Origin of the sequence: Streptomyces sp. NPDC058683, assembly GCF_042716195.1 — a bacterium.
Taxonomy (GTDB): domain Bacteria; phylum Actinomycetota; class Actinomycetes; order Streptomycetales; family Streptomycetaceae; genus Streptomyces.
This window is the reverse complement of record NZ_JBHXSK010000002.1, coordinates 320027-338468: the sequence shown is the minus strand read 5'-3', so window position 1 is coordinate 338468 and position 18442 is coordinate 320027. Positions and strand designations below refer to the sequence as shown.

Genomic DNA, 18442 nt, shown 5'->3' with positions numbered 1-18442 from the left:
AACCTTGTCGAAACCTTGCGAACCAGCCGCAACCTGAGCGCCAGTGGCGGGCGCATCGCGGGCGCCGCCTGCGTGTGGTCGCGATGGGTCGAGACGGCGTGACGGGTCGGCACCACCACCGTCACCTCATCACCTCACCGCTCGGTCCCGGGCTGTTGGATCCAGGAGCGGCCTTCGGAGACGGGTCGTGGTCTCGGACATACACGGTGACTCGCGCCCCGTTGACATGGGTTGTTCCGTGCGCGCGGAAGTGGCGCCGCAGGGTGCTCGTTTTCGCTTCCTCCTGCGGGTCGGTCGGCGAGTGCGCACCCGCCGGGTCGCGGACCGCGACGATCCGGTCGAATTCCAGCATGCGTGCCGCGATGTCCTGGGCGGGAAGCTCGACACCGGCAAGTGTGTTGGACGAAACGGGATCCTCTGCCAGGGCCAGATCCGTCAGGAAACCGGTGTCCTCGGGGATGGCCGCAGTCCAGGCCCGGTACCGGCCGGAGAGATAGAGCAGCCCGTCACCGGGACGGCCTTCCTTGCGTACGGCGGCGCCGATGGCGGTGACGTCATTGCTCCGGCTCTGGGGCGTCCTCAGCGACAGGCTCGGCGGGACGAGCGCGGTCAGTACGGCGACCGCCGCGATCCACGCGATGCGGGAAGACCGCTGCCGCCGGAGGAAGTAGTCCATCCAGGCGCCCAGCAGCAACGCGATTCCGATGCTGCTGTAGAGCACATACCGGTCGACGAAGAGGGGCTTGACCAGTGAGGCGGTCAGCAGCAGAAGGCCCGGAAGCACAACCATCGGCACGGCCAGCACGGAAAGCCGCACGGGCCCCTTCACCCCCAGGGGTGCCAGGGCACACGCCACGCCCACGACGGCCATGGCCAGGAAACCAGGAAGCCGCGCCGGTCCGCCGATCCAGGACACCTGCCCCGACTGCCCGGCACTACAGATCGCCAGCGGCAACAGCCCGGCCACCACGGCCGCGGCAGCCACACTCCACGCCCTCAGCACCGGTCGTGGAGCACGGGAGACGACCAGGGTGACGCCGTGTGCGACCAGGGCGAGGACCGCGAACTCATGGAGCAGACAGGCCAGCAGCATGGTGGAGCCATAGACCGCCCACCGCCACCGGGCGCGATGCGGGACGCTGACCACGAGCGCATAGGTGGCCCAGGTGACGAGGGCACAGACCATGGCATACGAGCGGCCTTCCTGCGCGTACTTCTGTACCTGGGGAAGGAGCGCAAACACCAGCCCGGCCAGCAGCCCGGCACGGGGTCCCGCCAGGCGCAGCCCCAGCAGCCCGACTCCGCTCGCCGCCACGGACATCGCCAGCACGGACGGCAGCCGTAACGTCAGCAGCCCTCCGCCGAAGAGACCGAAGATCTCATGCATCACGGCGTAGTGGAGGGCATGGACCAGATCGACATGCTGGGCGGTGCGCCATATCTGCGAAAGATCGCGGTGCGCGAGCTGACAGGTGACGGCCTCGTCCCCCCACATGGTGTTCTTCCTGCGGATACCCCAGAGCCCCAGAGCGACGGTCAGCGACAAGGGCGCGATGACGACAACGGCTTTGGCCGGGCTCGGTGAGTGTCGACGGGCGGGTACGGCAGGGGAATCCGTCCTGGGCACGGCGGGGGCACGTTGATCAACGGACATCGGCGACAGGGCCTTTCAGCAGCGGCGAAGGAATTCCGCCAGCGTGCCCGGACCTTGTTGACCGAAGGCTGACCCAACCTGACCGGCCGATCAGGAAGGCGGGCCGACGCCGTGCGAAGCTGCACCGCATGCGCATCCTGGTGGTCGAAGACGAGGTGGACCTTGCCCACACCCTGCACACCGGGCTGACCGCCGAGGGCTACAGCGTCGACCTCGCCCATGACGGCCGGCAGGGACTGTGGATGGCCCGGACCGGCGAATACGCCCTTGTCGTACTGGACTTGATGCTGCCCGGACTCAACGGCTACAAGGTCTGCGCCCAGTTGCGCCGGGAGGGCAACGCGACCCCCATCCTGGTACTCACCGCCAAGGACGGGGACTGGGATCAGGCGGAGGCCCTAGACACGGGGGCCGATGACTACCTGGCCAAACCCTTCTCCTACATGGTGCTCGTCGCGCGGCTGCGGGCCCTGGTCAGACGAGCCGCCACGGTCGCCCCGCCCGTCCTTGCCGTGGGCGACCTCTCGCTGGATGTCGCGAGCCGCGTCTGCCGCCGGGCCGGGGCCCGGGTGGAACTTACCCCTCGGGAGTTCGCCGTCCTTGAGCTGCTGGCCCGCCGGGCGGGCCAGGCGGTCTCCAAAACGGATCTGCTCTATCACGCGTGGCCCGACGAAGCCCTGGATCCCAACCTGGTGGAGGTGCGCGTCAGCGCCCTGCGCAAGAAGGTGGACGCCGCGTTCGGCCGACGGTCCCTGCAGACCGTACGGGGCACCGGCTACCGGCTGGTGGACGACCGTGAACGCGACTGAGCCGCGACGCCGCTGGTGGCCGCGCTCGGTACGAGCCGTCGCGGCCCTGGCCGCCGCCTCGACCGCCGCCGTCATCCTGGCCGGCATCGGCTGGTGGGTCCACCATGACGTCTACCGCCAGAGCACGCAGATCGCCGAGGACCAGGCCAAGGACCAACTCTGGGCCATCTGCGACAAGTTGCAGCAGGGTGTCGTTCCCGACTCCACGAGCGCGGTGCCGTACGAGGTCGTCGCGACCGGCCGACGCACCGCTGTCGCCTATGGCGGAGGCATGGACGACTTCGCTCCCGGCACCCACCACGTGATGCCCGCCCCACCGAAGACCTTGAGGGCCGAGCTCATCGACACCGTCCGCCTACCTGCGAACCCCGACTACGACCCCAGTGACAAATTCTCGGTGGCCGGCGGCACCAATCAGGTAGTGACCGCCGACATCTCGGCCGATGTACTGAGCAGTGAGAAAGCCGCCGCTCTGGGAGTCGCCGCCGACGCCAACCTGCGGGCCTATGTGGTGGTACTGCCGCATACAGCCGAGGCGATCACCGAGACCACCGACCGTCTGCTGCTGCGGGCCGGGCTCGTCAGCCTCGTACTGATCGCCGCCGCCACCTACTTCGCCGTCCGCATCGCGCTGCGGCCGGTCGAAGCCATCCGCGTCCTCACCGCCTCGGTCACCGCGAACAACCCCCGCGAACGCGTCACCGTCCCCGCCACGGGACACGAGATCACCGCCCTGGCCACCACCATCAACACCACCCTCCAACGCCTCGACAACGCCGCCGCCCAGCAACGCCGCTTCGTCGCAGACGCCGCCCACGAACTACGCAGCCCCCTCACCACACTGCTGGCCAGCCTGGAAATCGCGCTCGCCTACCCGGAACGCACCGACTGGCCCGCCGCGGCCACCACCGCCGCACGACAGACCCGCCGCCTCCAGTCCCTCGCCGAAGACCTGCTGCTCCTCGCCCGCCTCGACACCCGCACCCCCATAGCCGCCGACCCCGAAACCGTCGACCTGACAGCCCTCCTCTCCCGGCTGACCGAGCAGTACCCCCTCACCGAACGACCGTTGACCCTCACCTGCGACAGCACCGCCCCCGCCCCCGCACGCGGAAACCCCGACGAATACGAACGGCTGCTGCGCAACCTCATCGACAACGCCGCCCGCCACGCCGCACACCGCATCCAGATCACCGTCCGAAACCAGGACGCGTGGGTCGTCCTCACCGTGCACGACGACGGCCCGGGCGTGCCCACCGAGGACGCCGAGCGCATCTTCGAACGCTTCGTCCGGCTCGACGACGCCCGCTCCCGCGACCACGGCGGCACCGGCCTGGGCCTCGCCATCGCCCGCGACCTGGCCCACCGCCACCGAGGCACCCTCACCCTCACCCCCCGGACCCTCGGGGCATGCTTCCAACTGCGCCTTCCCCGAGCCCCCACCCCAGCCGAGAAATGACGCGCTTCCGGCACGAGACCGTCCGCTGACCGACGACGTTCACCGCAGACAGCCGCCGTCGACCAGCACGAGCATGACCTCAAGGGTGGCGCACACAGCAGTTTGAACGAACCCTTCCGCCCGCTCCGGCGTCACAGTACCGAGCCACAGGGCGAAAGGGACGGAGGGGGCATATGCGGAAGCGGACAGCCGTGGTGGTGGGCCTTTGCCTGCTGGCGGGGCTGCTGGTGGGGTGCGGCGAGGAAACGGTGTCCGTCGACCCCAGGGCGACGACCGGCACACAGACGACCGGTACCCAGACGACCGGCACACGGGGGAGGTCGTCGTGCGTGGGGCACGAGCCGGTGGGCAGCCCCCCGGGTGTCGACGACGACTCCCCGCTGGAGCGGGTCGTCGTGCGTGTCGACACGCTGGTGCGGAAACGCTACTCCGACGTCTACACCGGGCTCTCCGTCGACGAGAAACACCAGACCGCCGACATCTGGCGCATCCCGTCCGCCGCCTTCGACGACGAGGTCTGCGGGGCGGCTCTTAAGGGCGTGACCCTGCGACTGCACGACACGGACGTGAACCGGAAGACGCTCGACGCGCTGGCCGACCGTATCGGCGACGACATGAAGCGCTGGGACGGCACCTTCGAGATGCGTGAAGTCGGCGTGGATGAGCAGGGGGTCGTCCTTGTCGGGGTCGATCACCCCGACAAGGCACGGCCGCTCCTGGAACAGGCGTACGGGGAGAAGAACAGCCGGTACATCAAGGTCGAGCACGTCGGCGAGGCTCAGGCGGGCGTCGGTTGAGGCGCGGCATCCCGGGTAACGGGCCGCGCCGGCTACGTGCGGCCTCGCGTCCCGGGCCCGCCGCAACGACCATCGTTCTGAGGCGGGTGGGTGGGCGGTCCGGGGTCGCTTTGCCCAGCGGCCCGCCTTCTCGCAGGTCCGCGCGCCCGGCCTGCTGCGTGCCCTGCGCGAAGCCGACCCGGTACTACGTCCTGATCGACGGCACTTCGGCGGAGTGCGACCGGGTCGGCGACGGACGGGCCGACTACTCGCGGGCCCGAGCCGGTCGCGGAGAACGTGCTCGAACTCGGTCCGGTGGTCCGTCAATCACGAGAGGTGGGACAAGCCCTGGTTGATGACGTCGGCATCAACAGCCCGGTCGGCGCCCTCGTCGCCGCTCGACGGGACACGGGAGCCGGACCTCTTCCCGCCAGTCCCCGGCCGCTCACGGCTGCTTCTCGACGTCCTTCACCGAGCTCGGCCCCAGCTGCTTGGCGCTGGCGTACTCCGGCATCGTCATGGGCTTGTCGAACAGGAAGAACGACTGGTTCGTGCCGACCGTGAACTCCATGTACGCGCCTGTCGTGGCGTCGAAACCGTAGTAGGCGTTGCAGGTGGAACCCGACGTGTACGTGCCGTCCATGCCGGGCTGCGAGAGGACCGCGACGCCCTCGGAGTAGGCCTCCACCTTCTCCGTCGGAGTGAGCATCTTGCAGCGCGGCACCGGCAGGCCCTTCATGATGAAGTACCCGTATTCGCCCTTGGCGTTCTGGATGTAGACGTACGAGAGCTTGCCCCGCTTCCCCCATGTCTTGATCCACTGGTTGATCGATTCGCGGGTCGGCGAGTACTCCATGCGGCCCGCCGGCTGCTGGGCCACGAGGTGGTCGTAGGTGTCCTGCTTGGCCTTGTTCTCCTTGTCCCGGCTGGATTCGGTGCAGGACGTCAGGGCAAGGCCCACGACGAGCGCGACGACGGTGGCCAGGGCCATACGTGCGAACTTCTTCATACGGTGCTGCCCTCTTCCCGGGGTGAGATGGGATCAGTTGGTGCACGTCGTGCGCTTGGCGCCGGCATTCAGCCGGTACGGCAGATCCTTGTCACGGAAGGGCGCGCGGTGCTCCTGGGCGGCCTTCGAGTTGTAGTCGTTGACCGACTCGATCCGCGTGGCCTTCAGCGCGGTGATCGACTGGTCGATCTGCGTCGTGCGGGTCTCCGAAGCGGTCTTCCGCTCCTCCTGAAGGACCTGGATCGTCCCTTCGGCGTTCTGCACGGCCTCGCACAGATCGAAGAACTCCTCGTACGTGGTCTGCCGGAACTCGCCCGAGGCGACGGTGTTCTCGCGCTTGTCCACCTCACCGCGGAACGGGGCGGTGATCCAGAGCGCGCTGCCGAAGGCGAACACCCCGATCGTGTACAACACCGCCAGGCCGATGACCCCGACGACGGCCCGAACCGCTAACCCTGCCCCCTCGCGTACCTGTCCCATGACCATCCCCCTCACCGGTGGTCCCGCGGTGTGGAACCACGTGTGAAGGAGGACACGGCGCCCGCTGAAACGGTTCCGCCGACATGAGTGTCATGGCGGAGTTCGCGACCTCCGGTTCGGCGGGCCGTCGTATGTGTCGTGCGAGATGACGTGCGCCCGCTGTCTGGCCGGCGGAACCGGGGGAGTGGCCGGTGTGGATCGGTCACCGCCCAGGCAACCTCCAGACCGGAAACGACCCCCGTGCAGAGGACTTCACGGGACCTCCGCTCGCAAGGAGCCCTGGTTCACGTCTTCTTGCCGATGTCGTCGAAGCGCGTCACGAAGCGGGCGGCTCCTCCGGTCACTCGGTACAGGAACCCGTCGCTGTCGTCGCCGGCCTCGAAGAACTGTGAGGCGGCGTCGAAGCTGACGCGGCGGGTGATGCCCTGCCAGGGGCGGCGCAGGAGTTCGGAACGCAGGGCGGACCGGCCGTCGTCGCCGACGGCGGCGAGGCCGTGGGCGGCGAACCGGACGGCGTCGTAGGCCTCGGCGGCCCAGGGGCCCGGCGGCTGCCCGTGGCGGGCGCGGAACGCGGCGGCGAACGCCTTGGTCCGGGAGTCGGCGTTCGCGTCGGTGTAGCCCGTGCCGATACGCCAGCCCTCGCCGACGGCGAGGAACGGGGTGGTGAGGACGTGCTCGCCCGCGACCCGGGCACCCCGGTGGCCCGCGTCTCGCAACGCGCGGGCGCAGGCGGCGGCACGGTCGGGGCTCACCCCGCCGAAGAGGACCGCGTCCCCGGGGCGGGCGGCGATGCGGCGTGCGACCCCGGTGAAGTCCGCGTCGGCCGCGACCTCCTCCACCACCGTCTCGCTCTCCAGCATGCCGTAGCCAGTGGCGATGTGGACCGTGGCCCGGCTCTCCACCTCGGTGGCCAGGTCGTGCACGATCACCGTGTGGGCGGGCTCGACCGCCCGGTTCAGATAGCGCAGAACCGCGGGCGGGCCGATGGTCAGGGTGGGGCGCAGCACCAGCGCGGTGGTGGTGTTGACGTTGTCGAGGTCCTCGGTGTCGGCGCGGGTGACCAGCAGGGTCAGCCGCGCCTCCGTGCACGGACCCAGCGCCGCGGGCACGGTCGCGTTCGGACCCGCGGCGATCACCACGGACACGTCCGGGTCGGCGGTCAGCCGGGCGGCCGTCTCGGCGGAGCCGGTCGCGGGCCCGCGGTCGTCGGCGGTGCGCAGCACGAGGTCCACGGTGCGCCGGGCGTCCTGGTTGTGCTGTTCGACGGCGAGGAGGGCGCCGCGCCTGTGGGCCGTGAAGAAGGGGCCGTCCGGGTCGCCGAGCAGCGCGACCACGGAACGGACCGTCGTACGGAGCCGGTGTTCGCGGACGCGCCGGCCCGGCCCCACCGCCACCACGCGCCCGCCCCGGCCGTCGCGGTGACACCCAGCACGGCTCCCGCGACGAGCAGGCGCCGCCGGGTGGGCGAGGCGGCGCGCCCGGGGATTTTGCGAAGGAGGGACCGGTGACCTGGGTCGGTTCGGGCGTGGGCAGGCCGAGGACACGTGCGGCACGGGTGGCGACCAGGGCGGGCAATTCTTCCGGTAGCCAGTGGTCCGCGACGAACTCGCCGAAGACCTCGCGGAGTTCGCGCGCGCCGGGACGCCGCTCCGGTTCCTTCGCCAGACATCGCCGTACGACCGGGTCGAGGCCGTCCGGTACGCCGTCCAGGTCCGGTTCCCGGTGCACGGTCCGGTACAGCACGGCCGCGGCGCCGCCGGTGCCGAACGGGGGCCGGCCGGTGGCCGTGTGGGCGAGGACGCAGTCCGCGCGCGTGCGGGTCGACGACCGTCACGGTGCCGCGGGGCCTGAGCAGACTCCGCCACGATCCGGCGACGCCCGGATTGGCCAGGTAGACGCGGTCCCCGGACGGGCTCACCAGGTACGTGTCGGTCCGCGGCGCCGACCCAGCCGGCGGCGCGCTGAGCCCGGTCTCGACGGCCCCGTCGTCCACCTGCCCGGCCCGCCCTGGGCAGGCGACTCGGCCGGGCCGCCCGACGCGGTCAGCCGAAGAACGGGTCGTCCACGAGGTGGACCCAGCCGCCGTCCGGCTGGCGTCGGAGGATCTCGGTGGTGGTGGAGACCACCGGCTCCGGTCCGACCCCGGTGAGGACGGCGTTGTTCGACACCAGGGCGATGTCGTCGGCCTGTCGGATCTCGCGGGGTTCGAGCTTGAGGCGGGCACCGCTGTCGACCATCTGCCGCATGGCCTTGCGGATGGCGTCCGTGCCCACCAGGTGGGTTCCGGGAGTGGGGACGAAGTGGGCGTTCGGCTCGTAGAGCGACACCAGACCCTCGACGTCACCGGCCTCCAGGTACTCCATGAACAAGGTCCCCACCTGCTGGGGCGTCTGGGCACGGCGCCGGGCGGTGACGCCGACCGGCTTGTCGCCCCATCCGGCCGCGTCGATCAGGTCGTACCAGGTGGGATAGGCGCCGTAGGGCAGGTGGCGACGCAGCAGGTCGCCGATGAAGGTCGTCGGGGACGCCTTGTGGGGCTTGGCCACGGCCTGGGTGATGATGAGGTCGCTGAACCCGTGGGCCAGGTCCCGACGCGGCAGCAGGGCGTGCACGTCGTCGGCGAGGCCGGGCGGAAGGCTCTCACGCTGGACTCCGAGGATGTCGGTGGCGATACCCGCCTGGGCCAGTGCCACCTCCGTGCCCTTGCGTGAGGCGATGCCGTCCGAGGTGTGCAGAGCGATGGCGTCCCAGGCGACGGCGATACGCCGTTCCTCGACGCCGCGCTCGCGGAGGAACGCCGCTGCGATGTCGGCGCCTTCGACTTCGAAACGCTGGTCGCCGTTGCTGCCCTCCTCGCTCAGCCCCATGTCGTGCAGGACGCAGCTGACGAACAGCAGTTCGTCGTCGTAGTCGGTGCCGGCGTGCAGACCCTGGTTCCGGGCATGGGCGCGGGCGAAGACGTAGCTGCGGACGCAGTGATCGTGGATGTAGGCAGGCGTGGCCTGTGCCGCATAGGCGAATGTGTCCCGGGCGAGGCTCGTGTCGGGGAGGTCGAGCTGCTCGAAGACGGACAGGTGTGCGTCGGTGGTCATGATGTGTCTCCTTCATTTGGGCCCCGGTCCGGGGCGGATCGGCACGGTGGCCGGGCGGCACGCTCACGCGTGCCGGGGATGGGGGGTGCGGCTGCACGGCAGACCCCCCACCGGGGGGATGTGCGGCTGGGTGCTGCGCTTACAGCTGGGCGACGAACGCGCCGATGTGCGCGGCCACTTGGTCGGGCACCTCAAGGGGTGAGAGGTGGCCGGTGTCCTTCAGGACGGTCAGGGTGGCGGTCGGGATCAGCGGCAGCAGGTGGTCGGCGAGCACGGTCGGCGGGTCGACCTTGTCGTGGCTGCCCGCGAGAACCAGCACCGGCACCTCGATGGCTGACAGCCCGGCCGACACGTCCTGGACCAGGCCCTGGCGCGGCCACTCGAGACGGGCCTCGTCGCCGCCGCGCAGACTGTCCTCGACCACCTGCCGGCGCAGCTCGGGAGTCAGCCCGCCGTGGGTCAGCATCAGGTCGATGCTCTGAAGAACCGCCTGCTCGTTGTCGTAGGCGTGGGACACCGTCTCCTGTACCTGCTCGGTCACCCCGACCGGCGCGGGCGGCGCGGGCGCCACGAGGACGACTCCCCTCAGACCGGCGGGCTTGCGGGCGGCCAGCATCTGAGCCACCTTGCCGCCCATGGAATGCCCGACCAGCACATAGCGGGAGTATCCGAGCGCGTCGACGACCCGCTGCGCGTCGTCCGCGAGCTGCTCCAGGTCATAAGGTCCCGGCACGCCCGTGGAGTCGCCCCATCCACGCTGGTCGTAGGCCACGAAGCCCTGCGCGGGATCCAGCCGCTGCAGCACCGGGATCCAGGTGCGCCGTGAGCCTCCCCAGTAGTGCAGGAAGATCAGCGCCGGCCCGTCACCCTCGCGGACGTGGGCGTACACCTGGCCGCCCCGCACGTCGAAGAAGCGGCCCACCACATTCTGCGAAGTCATTGCCGGCTCCTCGTTCACGGTCGGGGCTCTCGGACCGCTCCACCGGTGTGTGGAGTCGGCCGCCCCGGGCTCGCTCTTCGATCCTGCTCCGGAACCTCTCGTCCAGGCCACGGCTCATCTGCCAGCATGCGCATCTTTTGGGCCAAGCTGTGCAGGTGAGCCCTAGCTTTCCGGTCACACGATCATCGGCTTGATCAGGGGATTTATCCCGGGAACATGCGTGGGGCGTGGCGTGACGGCTGCCTGGCCCTCTCTGCGACATTGATGTCGGACATAATATTGCGGCCATGAACAAGCACCGGGTCATGGTCCTGGCGGTCGACGGCGTGCTGCCCATGGATCTGGGGATCCCCACGCAGATCTTCAACGCCCGTCCGAACACCCCCTACGAGCTCACCGTGTGCGGCGACACCGAGGAGACCGTGACCACGAGCGCGGGTTTCACCCTCGGACTGACCGCGGGTCTCGAGGCGCTCGCCGAAGCGGACACGATCATCGTCCCGGGCTTCGAGGACTTCCGGCGCCCTCCGCGCCCACGGGTGACGGCCGCTCTCAAGCTCGCCGGCCGCGCCGGGATACGCATCGCGTCCATCTGCACCGGCGCCTTCGCCGTCGCCTCGGCCGGACTGCTCGACGGCCGCACCGTCACCACCCACTGGGCCAAGGCGGACGACCTCGAAGAGCTCTACCCCCGGCTGCGCGTCGACCGCAACGTCCTCTACATCGACAACGACACCATCCTGACCTCCGCGGGCTTCACGGCCGGCATCGACCTGTGTCTGCACCTGGTCCGCAAAGACCTCGGCGCAGCCGTCGCGAACGACATCGCCAGGGACATCGTCGCCGCCCCCCACCGCGACGGCGGACAGGCCCAGTACATCAACAGGACCCTCCCCACCCCCCAGGCCACCACGCTCGCCGACACCCGCGCATGGGCCCAGCTCCACCTCGAAGAAGAGCTCACCATCCCCCGCCTCGCCGACCATGCCGGCGTCTCCCCGCGCACCCTGACCCGCCTGTGGCGCCAGGAAACCGGCGTCAGCCCCCACCAATGGCTCCTGACCGCCCGGATCAACCGCGCGCGAGAACTCCTGGAGGCCACCGACCTCCAGGTGGAGCAGATCGCCGTCCGGTGCGGCCTCGGCAGCGGCGCCAACATGCGCGCCCGCTTCCGCGACGCCGTCGGCAACACCCCCACGGCCTATCGCCGCACCTTCCAGCACCAGCCCGCCTGACGGCGAAGGCCGATCCGTGACCGAAGGCGCTACGAAGTGGCGCCCCCCGTGGCTGTGATCGCCGCTTTACACCAGCGTCAGGAAGCGAAGGTGCGGCGATAGTTCGACGGGCTGGTCCTGGTCATCGCGGTGAAGTGGATGCGCAATGACTCCGCGGAGCCGAAGCCGCACCGGTGGGCGATGTCGTCGATGCCGAGGCGAGTGGTCTCGAGGAGTTCGCGCGCGCGGGCCACGCGTTGCATGGCCACCCAGTTCATGACGCTCGTTCCGGTCACGGCCCGGAATCTGCGGCGCAGGGTCCGCGTGCTCATGTGGCTGTGCCGGCTGACCGACTCCAGGGTGAGCGGCTCGTCGAGGTGTTCCAGGATCCAGGCGGTCACGTCGGTGATGTCGGAGTCGCCGTCGGGCCGGATGTGCTCGATGAACTGGGCCTGTCCTCCTTCGCGGTGGGGCGGGCTGACCAGGAAGCGGGCCATCCTGTTCGCGGCGGCCTGACCATGGTCGAGCCGCAGGAGATGCAGGCACAGGTCGGTTCCGGCGAGGACACCCGCGGAAGTGAAGACGCCGGCGTCCTCGACGTAGAGCTCCGCTTCGCGGACCTCGACCGACGGGTGGCGGTCTCGCAGCAGGCCGGCCCAGCGCCAGTGGGTGGTGGCGCCGCGGCCGTCCAGGATCCCGGCCGACGCCAGGGCGAAGGCGCCCGTACAGATCGACACCATCCGGCTGCCCCGGTCGTACGCGTCCCGCAGCCGTTCGACCAGCTCGGCGTCCGGAGACCCGGTGGGGTCTTCCACTCCGGCGACGATCACGGTGTCGGCGGTCTCCAGCCGGTCGAGCGGCTCGACCTCGCGGGGCACCAGCGGGTTTTCCGCGGGAACCGCACTCACCAAGGTCAGCTCGTAGGGGGCGCCGCCGGGCCAGCTGGCGGTCACCCAGTCCGGCCGCCGGCCGAACACCTGCTGGGGAACGGCTACGTCCAACAGCACGTAGCCCGGCTGCACCACCACCGCGACCTTGGCCGGATCCTTGGGATTAATGTCCATCTGGCCATCGTACGGTGGCCTCGGTCTTCCTAGGCTGGTCGCATCACGCTGGTGCGATTAGTCAGGAGATGCACAACATGTACGTAGTCGTCGAGACGTGGACACCGAAGCCCGCGTTCTTCGCCGCCGACGAGAAGGCGCGGAACGACCTGTTCACAGGGATTCAGGAAGCCATGAAGCAGCTCGCGGACATCGGATTCGTGACGCTCGGCTGGGGCAGGGTGGAACCGGCCGCGCAATCCGCGTCCTACGAGTGGTTCGCGGTCTGGCAGGCCCCTTCGCGGGAAGTGGCAGACGTGTTCCTGAGCGGTGTCGAGAGCTCCGGCTGGTACACCTACTTCGAGCAGTCCAACGTCGTGGGTGAGCTGCGGCCGGCCGAGGCGGTCATGGCCGAGCACCTGGCACTGGAGGCCGAGGTCCAGTGAGCGTGCTCGAGAATCTGCCGGACGAAATCGGAGGGTGGCCGCGAACGGCGGCTACGGAGGCCGCGGTTGCCTTCACTGCCGAGCACTCTCCGCAATGGCTGCTCAACCACACGGTCCGCAGCTATTTCTATGCTCGTAGTATCGCCGCCGCCAGGAACCTCGTTGCCGGGGTGGACTACGACGACGAGACGCTCTTTCTCGCCACGGTGCTGCACGACATCGGTCTGACCGACGCGGGGCAGGGTCCGAACCGGTTCGAGGTGGACGGTGCGTTCCGGGCCGCTCGATTCGCCCGGGAACACGGGCTGTCCGAGGTCGCCGCCGACCAGATCTGGGATGCGGTGGCGCTGCACACCTCGCCGGGGATCGCGCCCCACAAGCATCTGGTCGGCGCTCTCGCGCATTTCGGTATCGGTGCCGACATGTTCGCTTTCGGTGTCGAGGAGGTGGACCGGGCGGTACTGGACGCGGCGCACGCGGCGTTTCCCTATCTGGATCTGCGGAACAAGATCCATGCGCAGCTGGTCCATCAGATCGACGAGCAGCCGTCGAAGTGGGCGCCGGTGTCATTCGTCGACATCGTGTATCGCAAACACCGGCCGGACAATCCGTTCCCCGGGCTGGACGAACTGGTCGCCGCCCCGGTACGTCCGGACTGACGCCGTCTCGCGATGGCTGCGGCCGGGGTGCCGCGCAGGCAGTCCGATCCGCCGGCCGAAGGGCCACCGAACGTCCTGAAGATCCTCTTCAGCGCCGGGTGCGACCGGTCGGGCAAGGTAGAGGGCATGCGTGTGCTGGTGATGGACGACGACACCCGTCTCGTGGAGCTGCTCCAACAGGGCCTTCGCGCAGAGGGTTTCGCGGTGGATGCCGCGAGCGACGGCCTTGACGGTCTTGCCAAGGCGGCGGCGGACACCTACGACGTGATCATTCTCGACGTCATGATGCCGGGCCTGAACGGCTACAAGGTGTGCGCCCACCTGCGTTCGATCGGCGACAACACCCCGATCCTGATGCTGACGGCGAAAGACGGTGAGTACGACGAAGCGGAGGGGCTGGAGACCGGGGCCGACGACTATCTGACGAAGCCCTTCTCTTTCGTCGTTCTCACCGCCCGGCTGCACGCCCTGATCCGTCGCGCGCGCCCGGAGCGGCAGATCGTCCAGCACTTGGGGGACCTGGAGATCGACACAGGGGCCCGCCGCTGCCGCCGCGCAGGCACGGACATCGCCCTTACTCCTCGCGAGTTCGATGTCCTCGCGCTGCTCGCGGCAACGCCGGACATCGCCATCAGCAAGGCCGCCATCCTGGACCGGGTCTGGGACAGCGCGTACGAGGGCGGTCCGAACATCGTGGAGGTCTACGTCAGTGCTCTTCGCCGGAAAATCGACCGCCCCTTCGGCCGGGTCAGTATCGAGACCGTGCCCGGCGGTGCCTACCTGCTCCGCTCGGACGGAGCGTGACCGCGGGCACCGCCGGCGCCTGTGGCTGCGGCCGCGGACCGTGCGCGTCCGTGCCACCGTCGCCGTCGCACTGGTCGCCAGCCTTGCCCTCGCCGCCTGCTCGGTGGTCCTGCTCTACGCCGTCCACACCAACCTGGTCACCTCCGCCCAGAAGGCGGCTCGTGACCACGTCGACAAGGCGGCCCACCAACTCGGCTCGGGAACGCCTCCGGCCGACGTACAGGCCGCCCTGCCGGACATCGTCCTGGACACCGCGCCCCCTGCCGACGCGTCCTCCACCACGTCGGCAGACCAGGGTGCCAGTGCCAGTGTGGGCACGCCCACGGGGCCGATCCTGGTGCAGGCGTTTGCGAACCGCGCTCCCGCGCATACCGCCGTCATCACCCTGACCTGGGCCCTGGTCCCCTGTACCGCCCTGCTGGTCCTGCTGGTGGCCTACCTGGCGTGGTACGCCATGGGCCGGGCACTGCGACCGGTGGAGAACATCCGTGCCGAGTTCGCCGACATCACCGCCCACAGTCTCCAACGGCGCGTCCCCGTCCCCGACTCCGACGACGAGGTCGCATCGCTGGCGGAGACGATGAACGGCACTCTCGATCAACTCCAGCGTGCCGTCGGCCGCCTGCGGACCTTCACCTCGGATGCCTCGCACGAACTGCGTGGCCCCCTCACCACCCTGAAGGCCCGTCTTGAGCTGGCCCTGGCCCGTCCCGACCGGGCCGAATGGACCGCGGTCGGCAGCGAGGCGCTGCGCGACACCACACGTCTTGAGGACATCGTCGCCGATCTGCTGCTCCTTGCCCGCCTGGACGCCCGCCAGCCCCTGAAACTCCAGCCCCTGTGCGTGACGGACCTCTTGCGACGGACTCTCGCCGAGCGCTACCCCGGTCAACCTGTCGTCCTCGTGGCGGACTCCGGCCCCGATGAGGCGGTTCTGGGCAGTCGTACGGCACTCGCCCGCCTCTTCATGAACCTCCTCGACAACGCCCTGCGTCACGCGGACAGCACGGTGACGGTGGAGGTGCGTCTCACGGAGAACGAAGTGGTCGTCGAGGTGAGCGACGACGGCCCAGGCATCCCCGAACCCGACCGGGAGAGGGTCTTCGACCGCTTCACGCGTCTGGACAACGCCCGTACCCGCAGCGAGGGAGGGACCGGTCTTGGCCTCGCCATCGCCCGCGACATCGCGGCTGCCCACGGGGGGACGCTCACCGCGGAACCGCCTCGGACCACTGACGGGGGTGCCCGTCTGCTCCTGATCATCGCCAGGCAGGACCAGCCGCGCAGCACGTCCGGAACAGCGCGAGCTCACCGCTCGCCGTCGTGTGGATGAACTGCGGGTCCGCGTTCCTCGCCCACAGCAAGCGGGAGCAGGCGTGGGCGGGCGCCCTCAGCGCGGACGAGACCCGCACGCCGGTCGGGCTACTTGGCAAGCCGAGCGCCCACTCCGTCGACTTCGACGCCAGGCATCGAGCCCGAGACATCAGGTGCTGAAGGGGATCTTCAGGACGTTCAGCGGATCTTCAGCCGGCAGGGGCGAGAGTTGCCTCGTTCTCGATCCCGAGGGAAACGGGGCCGGACGCGTGCCGGTACCCCTGTCTCCCTCCACCTGCGAAGGAGTTGAACGCATGAAGGTGCGTAGGAACAGCATTTCGCGTCGTCGGGGCGCGGTGATGGCGGGCGCCCTGGCCGTACTGCTGGCCTCGGGCGGGGTTGCCGCTGCGGCCTCGACCGGCAGCAACACCACCGAGCACGACGGCGTCACGATCTCCGAGGCGCCCGGCAACCCGCACCCGCACCACATCAAGCCGGGCACCGCCAAGAAGCTCCGCGACCTCCCGGTCGTCGAGGGCGGCCCCGTCACGGACGAGGAGCCGTCCCTCGTCGAGGTGCCCGGCGCGCAGCCGAAGGGCTGGGATCTGGGCGAGGCCACGCCGGTGGAGGGCGCCCCGGTCGTCGTCGGCGGCGAAGGCACCACCACACTGCGTTAGCCGCACTGCGGCAGGGCAGACGTGGGGCTGCCGCGTCGCAACCGCGGAACGCCCGGCCGGAGACGTCCGGCCGGGCGTTCCGCATGGCATCTGCATGACATGCCGCAGACTCCGCCCGACATCTCGCCCTTCCCCTCCGAGGGGTTCGCCGGGCAGTCGGATTCTGACCATGGGGAGTCGTCTGCGCATCCGGCAACGACGGGCTTCTGAACATAGTTTTGACGCCGTCGGCCCGACCGATACAGGGAGCCGGGTGACGGATTCCGGAAAGGACGAAGCGCGATGAGTTCTGGGGAGCGCATTCGGCTGACCTACGCCTTCGACGCCTACTGCGGCTGGTGCTACGGTTTCGGCCCCGCCTTGCACGAGTTCGCCACCGCCAACGCGGACCGGCTCGAGCTGCGTGTGCTGTCCGGCGGTCTGTTCACCGGCTCGCGCGCACTTCCGGTGTCGTCCTACCCGCACATTCCCGGCGCCAACGAGCGCATCACCCAACTGACCGGTGTCACTTTCGGCGACGGTTACCGGGCCGCGCTGGCGGACGGAAACGTGGTGATGGACTCCGCCGATGCCGCCGCCGGCCTGGTCGCGCTGCGCAGCCAGCCGGGCGTGAACGCCCTGGAAGCGGCGGCCGTGATGCAGCGTGCTTGGTACCGTGACGGCCGCAGCCTGTCCGCTGCCGGGGTGTACCGGGAGCTCGCGGCCGAGCTGGGTCTGGACGCCGAGGCGGTGGCGGCCGCGTTCGCTTCGCCCGCCGCCCGTGCCGAGGCGGAGGCCGACTTCCTCGAAGTGCGCCGTCTGGGCGTCGATGCCTACCCGACGCTGCTGCTGCACACCGCCCACGGCGCCGACCGCCTGGGCGGCCCGGGCGCCTCGGCCGACGCGCTCACCCAGGCCCTGGACCAGCACGTGGCCGCCACCACGGCCGCCTGACCGGCCCGCCGGTAGGCGGCCTCAGTGGGTCTCTGCCTCTTGGCTCCGCTCGCGGGAGCGGCGTTCACCGCGCGGGTCGCCTGGTGTCGGGCGCTTCGCTCCCGCCGTCCTCCGCGGAGCGGCCGCGGACGGTCTCGCGGAAGGAGATCGGGGACCGGCCGGTGCGCTGGTGGAAGAACTTGCTGAAGTTGGTGGCGCTGGTGAAGCCCAGTTGCGCCGCGACACGGGCGGCTGATTGATCGCCGTGCGCCAGGAGGCGCTTGGCTTCCAGGACGACCCGCCGGTCGATGAACTCCTTCGCCCCCACTCCGGCTCCGGTCAGCGCGGCCCTGGAGAGGGTGCGGGGTGAGTAGCCCAGGGCCCGGGCGTAGTCCTCCAGGCGGCGGGTGCGGGAGAAGTCGCGTTCGACCGCGTCGCGGAAGTGGAGGAATGTCTCCCCTGGGTCCGGTGCGGGGCTGCCGACGGACGCGGTGCGCTGCGAAAGGCGCAGCACGAGGACCGCCAGCAGGTGGCGCAACACCGCCAGGTGCGCTTCCAGGGAGATGCCACGCAACGCCTGGAACTCCAGCGCCAGATGGTCCACGGCCGTCTCCAGCGCGTGACGGTCCCCGGGACCGGGAACCTGGAGCGTGGGGGCGTACGGATCGTCCATCCGCGCTGCGGCCACGGTGGCCGGATCCAGGAAGTCGCCCTCGAAGAGGACCAGGGTGCCCTCGGCACCGTCCAGATCACCCCACTGCTGCACCTGACCGGGCCGGGTCCAGAGCCAGGAGCCCGGCTCGAGGGCGTAGCCGGTGAAGTCCACCGTGTGCCACAACGAGCCGCCGGAGAGGGTGATCAGGTGGTGGAACGTGGGCCGCTGCGGTGCCTGCAGCCGTCCTCCGCCCATGTGGACGGCGGCCCGCTCCCGCAGGTCGGCCAGAGAGATGATTTCGATGCCGGCAGGTGTGCCGACGGCGGGAGCGAAGCCGATGTCCGCGATCTCGCGCGATGCGCCCTGTCGTTTTCTCACCGTCACCAGTAGCCACCATCACGCAGGGAACCTGGGCGAAGCCAGCCTAACCGGAGTAGCCGGCACACCCAAGTGTCGGATTTTAACCATGATCTGTCAGCCTCCTACCCGGTTCACCTGC

The 18442-nt window shown here is 69.9% G+C and carries 18 protein-coding genes and 1 pseudogene; 11 read left to right on the top strand and 8 right to left on the bottom strand.

Translation table 11 applies throughout. From position 1 onward, the window contains the following. Nucleotides 1-121: 121 nt before the first annotated feature. Nucleotides 122-1654 carry a hypothetical protein gene (locus ACFWXC_RS03565; protein ID WP_384472349.1) on the bottom strand — a complete coding sequence of 511 codons (1533 nt, stop codon included), beginning with the start codon at nt 1652-1654 and terminating at the stop codon, nt 122-124. A gap of 128 nt (nt 1655-1782) precedes the next feature. On the opposite strand from ACFWXC_RS03565, the gene ACFWXC_RS03560 reads away from it, so the two are divergent. The 4 genes and pseudogenes from ACFWXC_RS03560 to ACFWXC_RS03545 all read left to right on the top strand — a co-directional run. Next, nucleotides 1783-2463, top strand: coding sequence for a response regulator transcription factor (locus tag ACFWXC_RS03560; protein ID WP_384472347.1), 681 nt, complete (start codon nt 1783-1785; stop codon nt 2461-2463). Beyond that, nucleotides 2450-3922, top strand: coding sequence for a sensor histidine kinase (locus ACFWXC_RS03555; RefSeq protein WP_384472344.1), 1473 nt, complete (start codon nt 2450-2452; stop codon nt 3920-3922). Before ACFWXC_RS03560 ends, ACFWXC_RS03555 begins: the two co-directional genes overlap by 14 nt. Before the next feature lie 173 nt (nt 3923-4095). Continuing rightward, nucleotides 4096-4719, top strand: coding sequence for a hypothetical protein (locus ACFWXC_RS03550; protein WP_384472341.1), 624 nt, complete (start codon nt 4096-4098; stop codon nt 4717-4719). Nucleotides 4720-4858: 139 nt separating this feature from the next. After that, a pseudogene (locus ACFWXC_RS03545) lies at nt 4859-4991 on the top strand (IS5/IS1182 family transposase); the annotation flags it as partial. A gap of 152 nt (nt 4992-5143) precedes the next feature. On the opposite strand, the gene ACFWXC_RS03540 reads toward ACFWXC_RS03545, so the two are convergent. The 5 genes from ACFWXC_RS03540 to ACFWXC_RS03520 form a co-directional block, all read right to left on the bottom strand. After that, nucleotides 5144-5707, bottom strand: coding sequence for a hypothetical protein (locus tag ACFWXC_RS03540; protein ID WP_384472338.1), 564 nt, complete (start codon nt 5705-5707; stop codon nt 5144-5146). Between the two features lie 33 nt (nt 5708-5740). Further along, nucleotides 5741-6187: a hypothetical protein gene (locus ACFWXC_RS03535; protein WP_384472335.1), complete on the bottom strand. Its 447-nt coding sequence runs from the start codon at nt 6185-6187 to the stop codon at nt 5741-5743. Between the two features lie 284 nt (nt 6188-6471). Then, nucleotides 6472-7584, bottom strand: coding sequence for an ABC transporter substrate-binding protein (locus ACFWXC_RS03530; RefSeq protein ID WP_384472331.1), 1113 nt, complete (start codon nt 7582-7584; stop codon nt 6472-6474). A gap of 645 nt (nt 7585-8229) precedes the next feature. Further along, complete coding sequence (locus ACFWXC_RS03525) at nt 8230-9279, bottom strand: SgcJ/EcaC family oxidoreductase (protein WP_384472328.1); 1050 nt, start codon at nt 9277-9279, stop codon at nt 8230-8232. Between the two features lie 139 nt (nt 9280-9418). After that, on the bottom strand, nt 9419-10219 hold the full coding sequence (locus ACFWXC_RS03520) for an alpha/beta fold hydrolase (RefSeq protein WP_384472325.1): 801 nt from the start codon (nt 10217-10219) through the stop codon (nt 9419-9421). Between the two features lie 287 nt (nt 10220-10506). Between ACFWXC_RS03520 and ACFWXC_RS03515 the strand changes: the two genes are divergently transcribed. After that, entirely contained in the window at nt 10507-11454 is a 948-nt protein-coding gene (locus ACFWXC_RS03515) for a GlxA family transcriptional regulator (protein ID WP_384472322.1), read from the top strand. Between the two features lie 77 nt (nt 11455-11531). On the opposite strand, the gene ACFWXC_RS03510 is transcribed toward ACFWXC_RS03515, so the two are convergent. Next, nucleotides 11532-12497, bottom strand: a complete 966-nt coding sequence (locus ACFWXC_RS03510) for a GlxA family transcriptional regulator (protein WP_384472319.1) — start codon at nt 12495-12497, stop codon at nt 11532-11534. Nucleotides 12498-12574: 77 nt separating this feature from the next. On the opposite strand from ACFWXC_RS03510, the gene ACFWXC_RS03505 reads away from it, so the two are divergent. From ACFWXC_RS03505 to ACFWXC_RS03480, 6 genes are all read left to right on the top strand, one after another. Continuing rightward, entirely contained in the window at nt 12575-12922 is a 348-nt protein-coding gene (locus ACFWXC_RS03505) for a DUF6616 family protein (RefSeq protein WP_384472316.1), read from the top strand. Continuing rightward, nucleotides 12919-13581: an HD domain-containing protein gene (locus tag ACFWXC_RS03500; protein ID WP_384472314.1), complete on the top strand. Its 663-nt coding sequence runs from the start codon at nt 12919-12921 to the stop codon at nt 13579-13581. Before ACFWXC_RS03505 ends, ACFWXC_RS03500 begins: the two co-directional genes overlap by 4 nt. 126 nt (nt 13582-13707) lie before the next feature. After that, entirely contained in the window at nt 13708-14385 is a 678-nt protein-coding gene (locus ACFWXC_RS03495; protein ID WP_384472311.1) for a response regulator transcription factor, read from the top strand. 40 nt (nt 14386-14425) lie between these two features. Continuing rightward, entirely contained in the window at nt 14426-15718 is a 1293-nt protein-coding gene (locus tag ACFWXC_RS03490; protein ID WP_384472309.1) for a sensor histidine kinase, read from the top strand. Nucleotides 15719-16013: 295 nt separating this feature from the next. Then, nucleotides 16014-16376, top strand: a complete 363-nt coding sequence (locus ACFWXC_RS03485; protein WP_384472306.1) for a hypothetical protein — start codon at nt 16014-16016, stop codon at nt 16374-16376. Nucleotides 16377-16658: 282 nt separating this feature from the next. Then, nucleotides 16659-17309: a DsbA family protein gene (locus ACFWXC_RS03480; RefSeq protein WP_384472303.1), complete on the top strand. Its 651-nt coding sequence runs from the start codon at nt 16659-16661 to the stop codon at nt 17307-17309. Nucleotides 17310-17373: 64 nt separating this feature from the next. Here ACFWXC_RS03480 and ACFWXC_RS03475 read toward each other — a convergent pair whose 3' ends face one another. Further along, nucleotides 17374-18327 (bottom strand): helix-turn-helix domain-containing protein, encoded by a 954-nt coding sequence (locus ACFWXC_RS03475; RefSeq protein ID WP_384472300.1) that lies wholly within the window; start codon nt 18325-18327, stop codon nt 17374-17376. Nucleotides 18328-18442 lie beyond the last annotated feature (115 nt).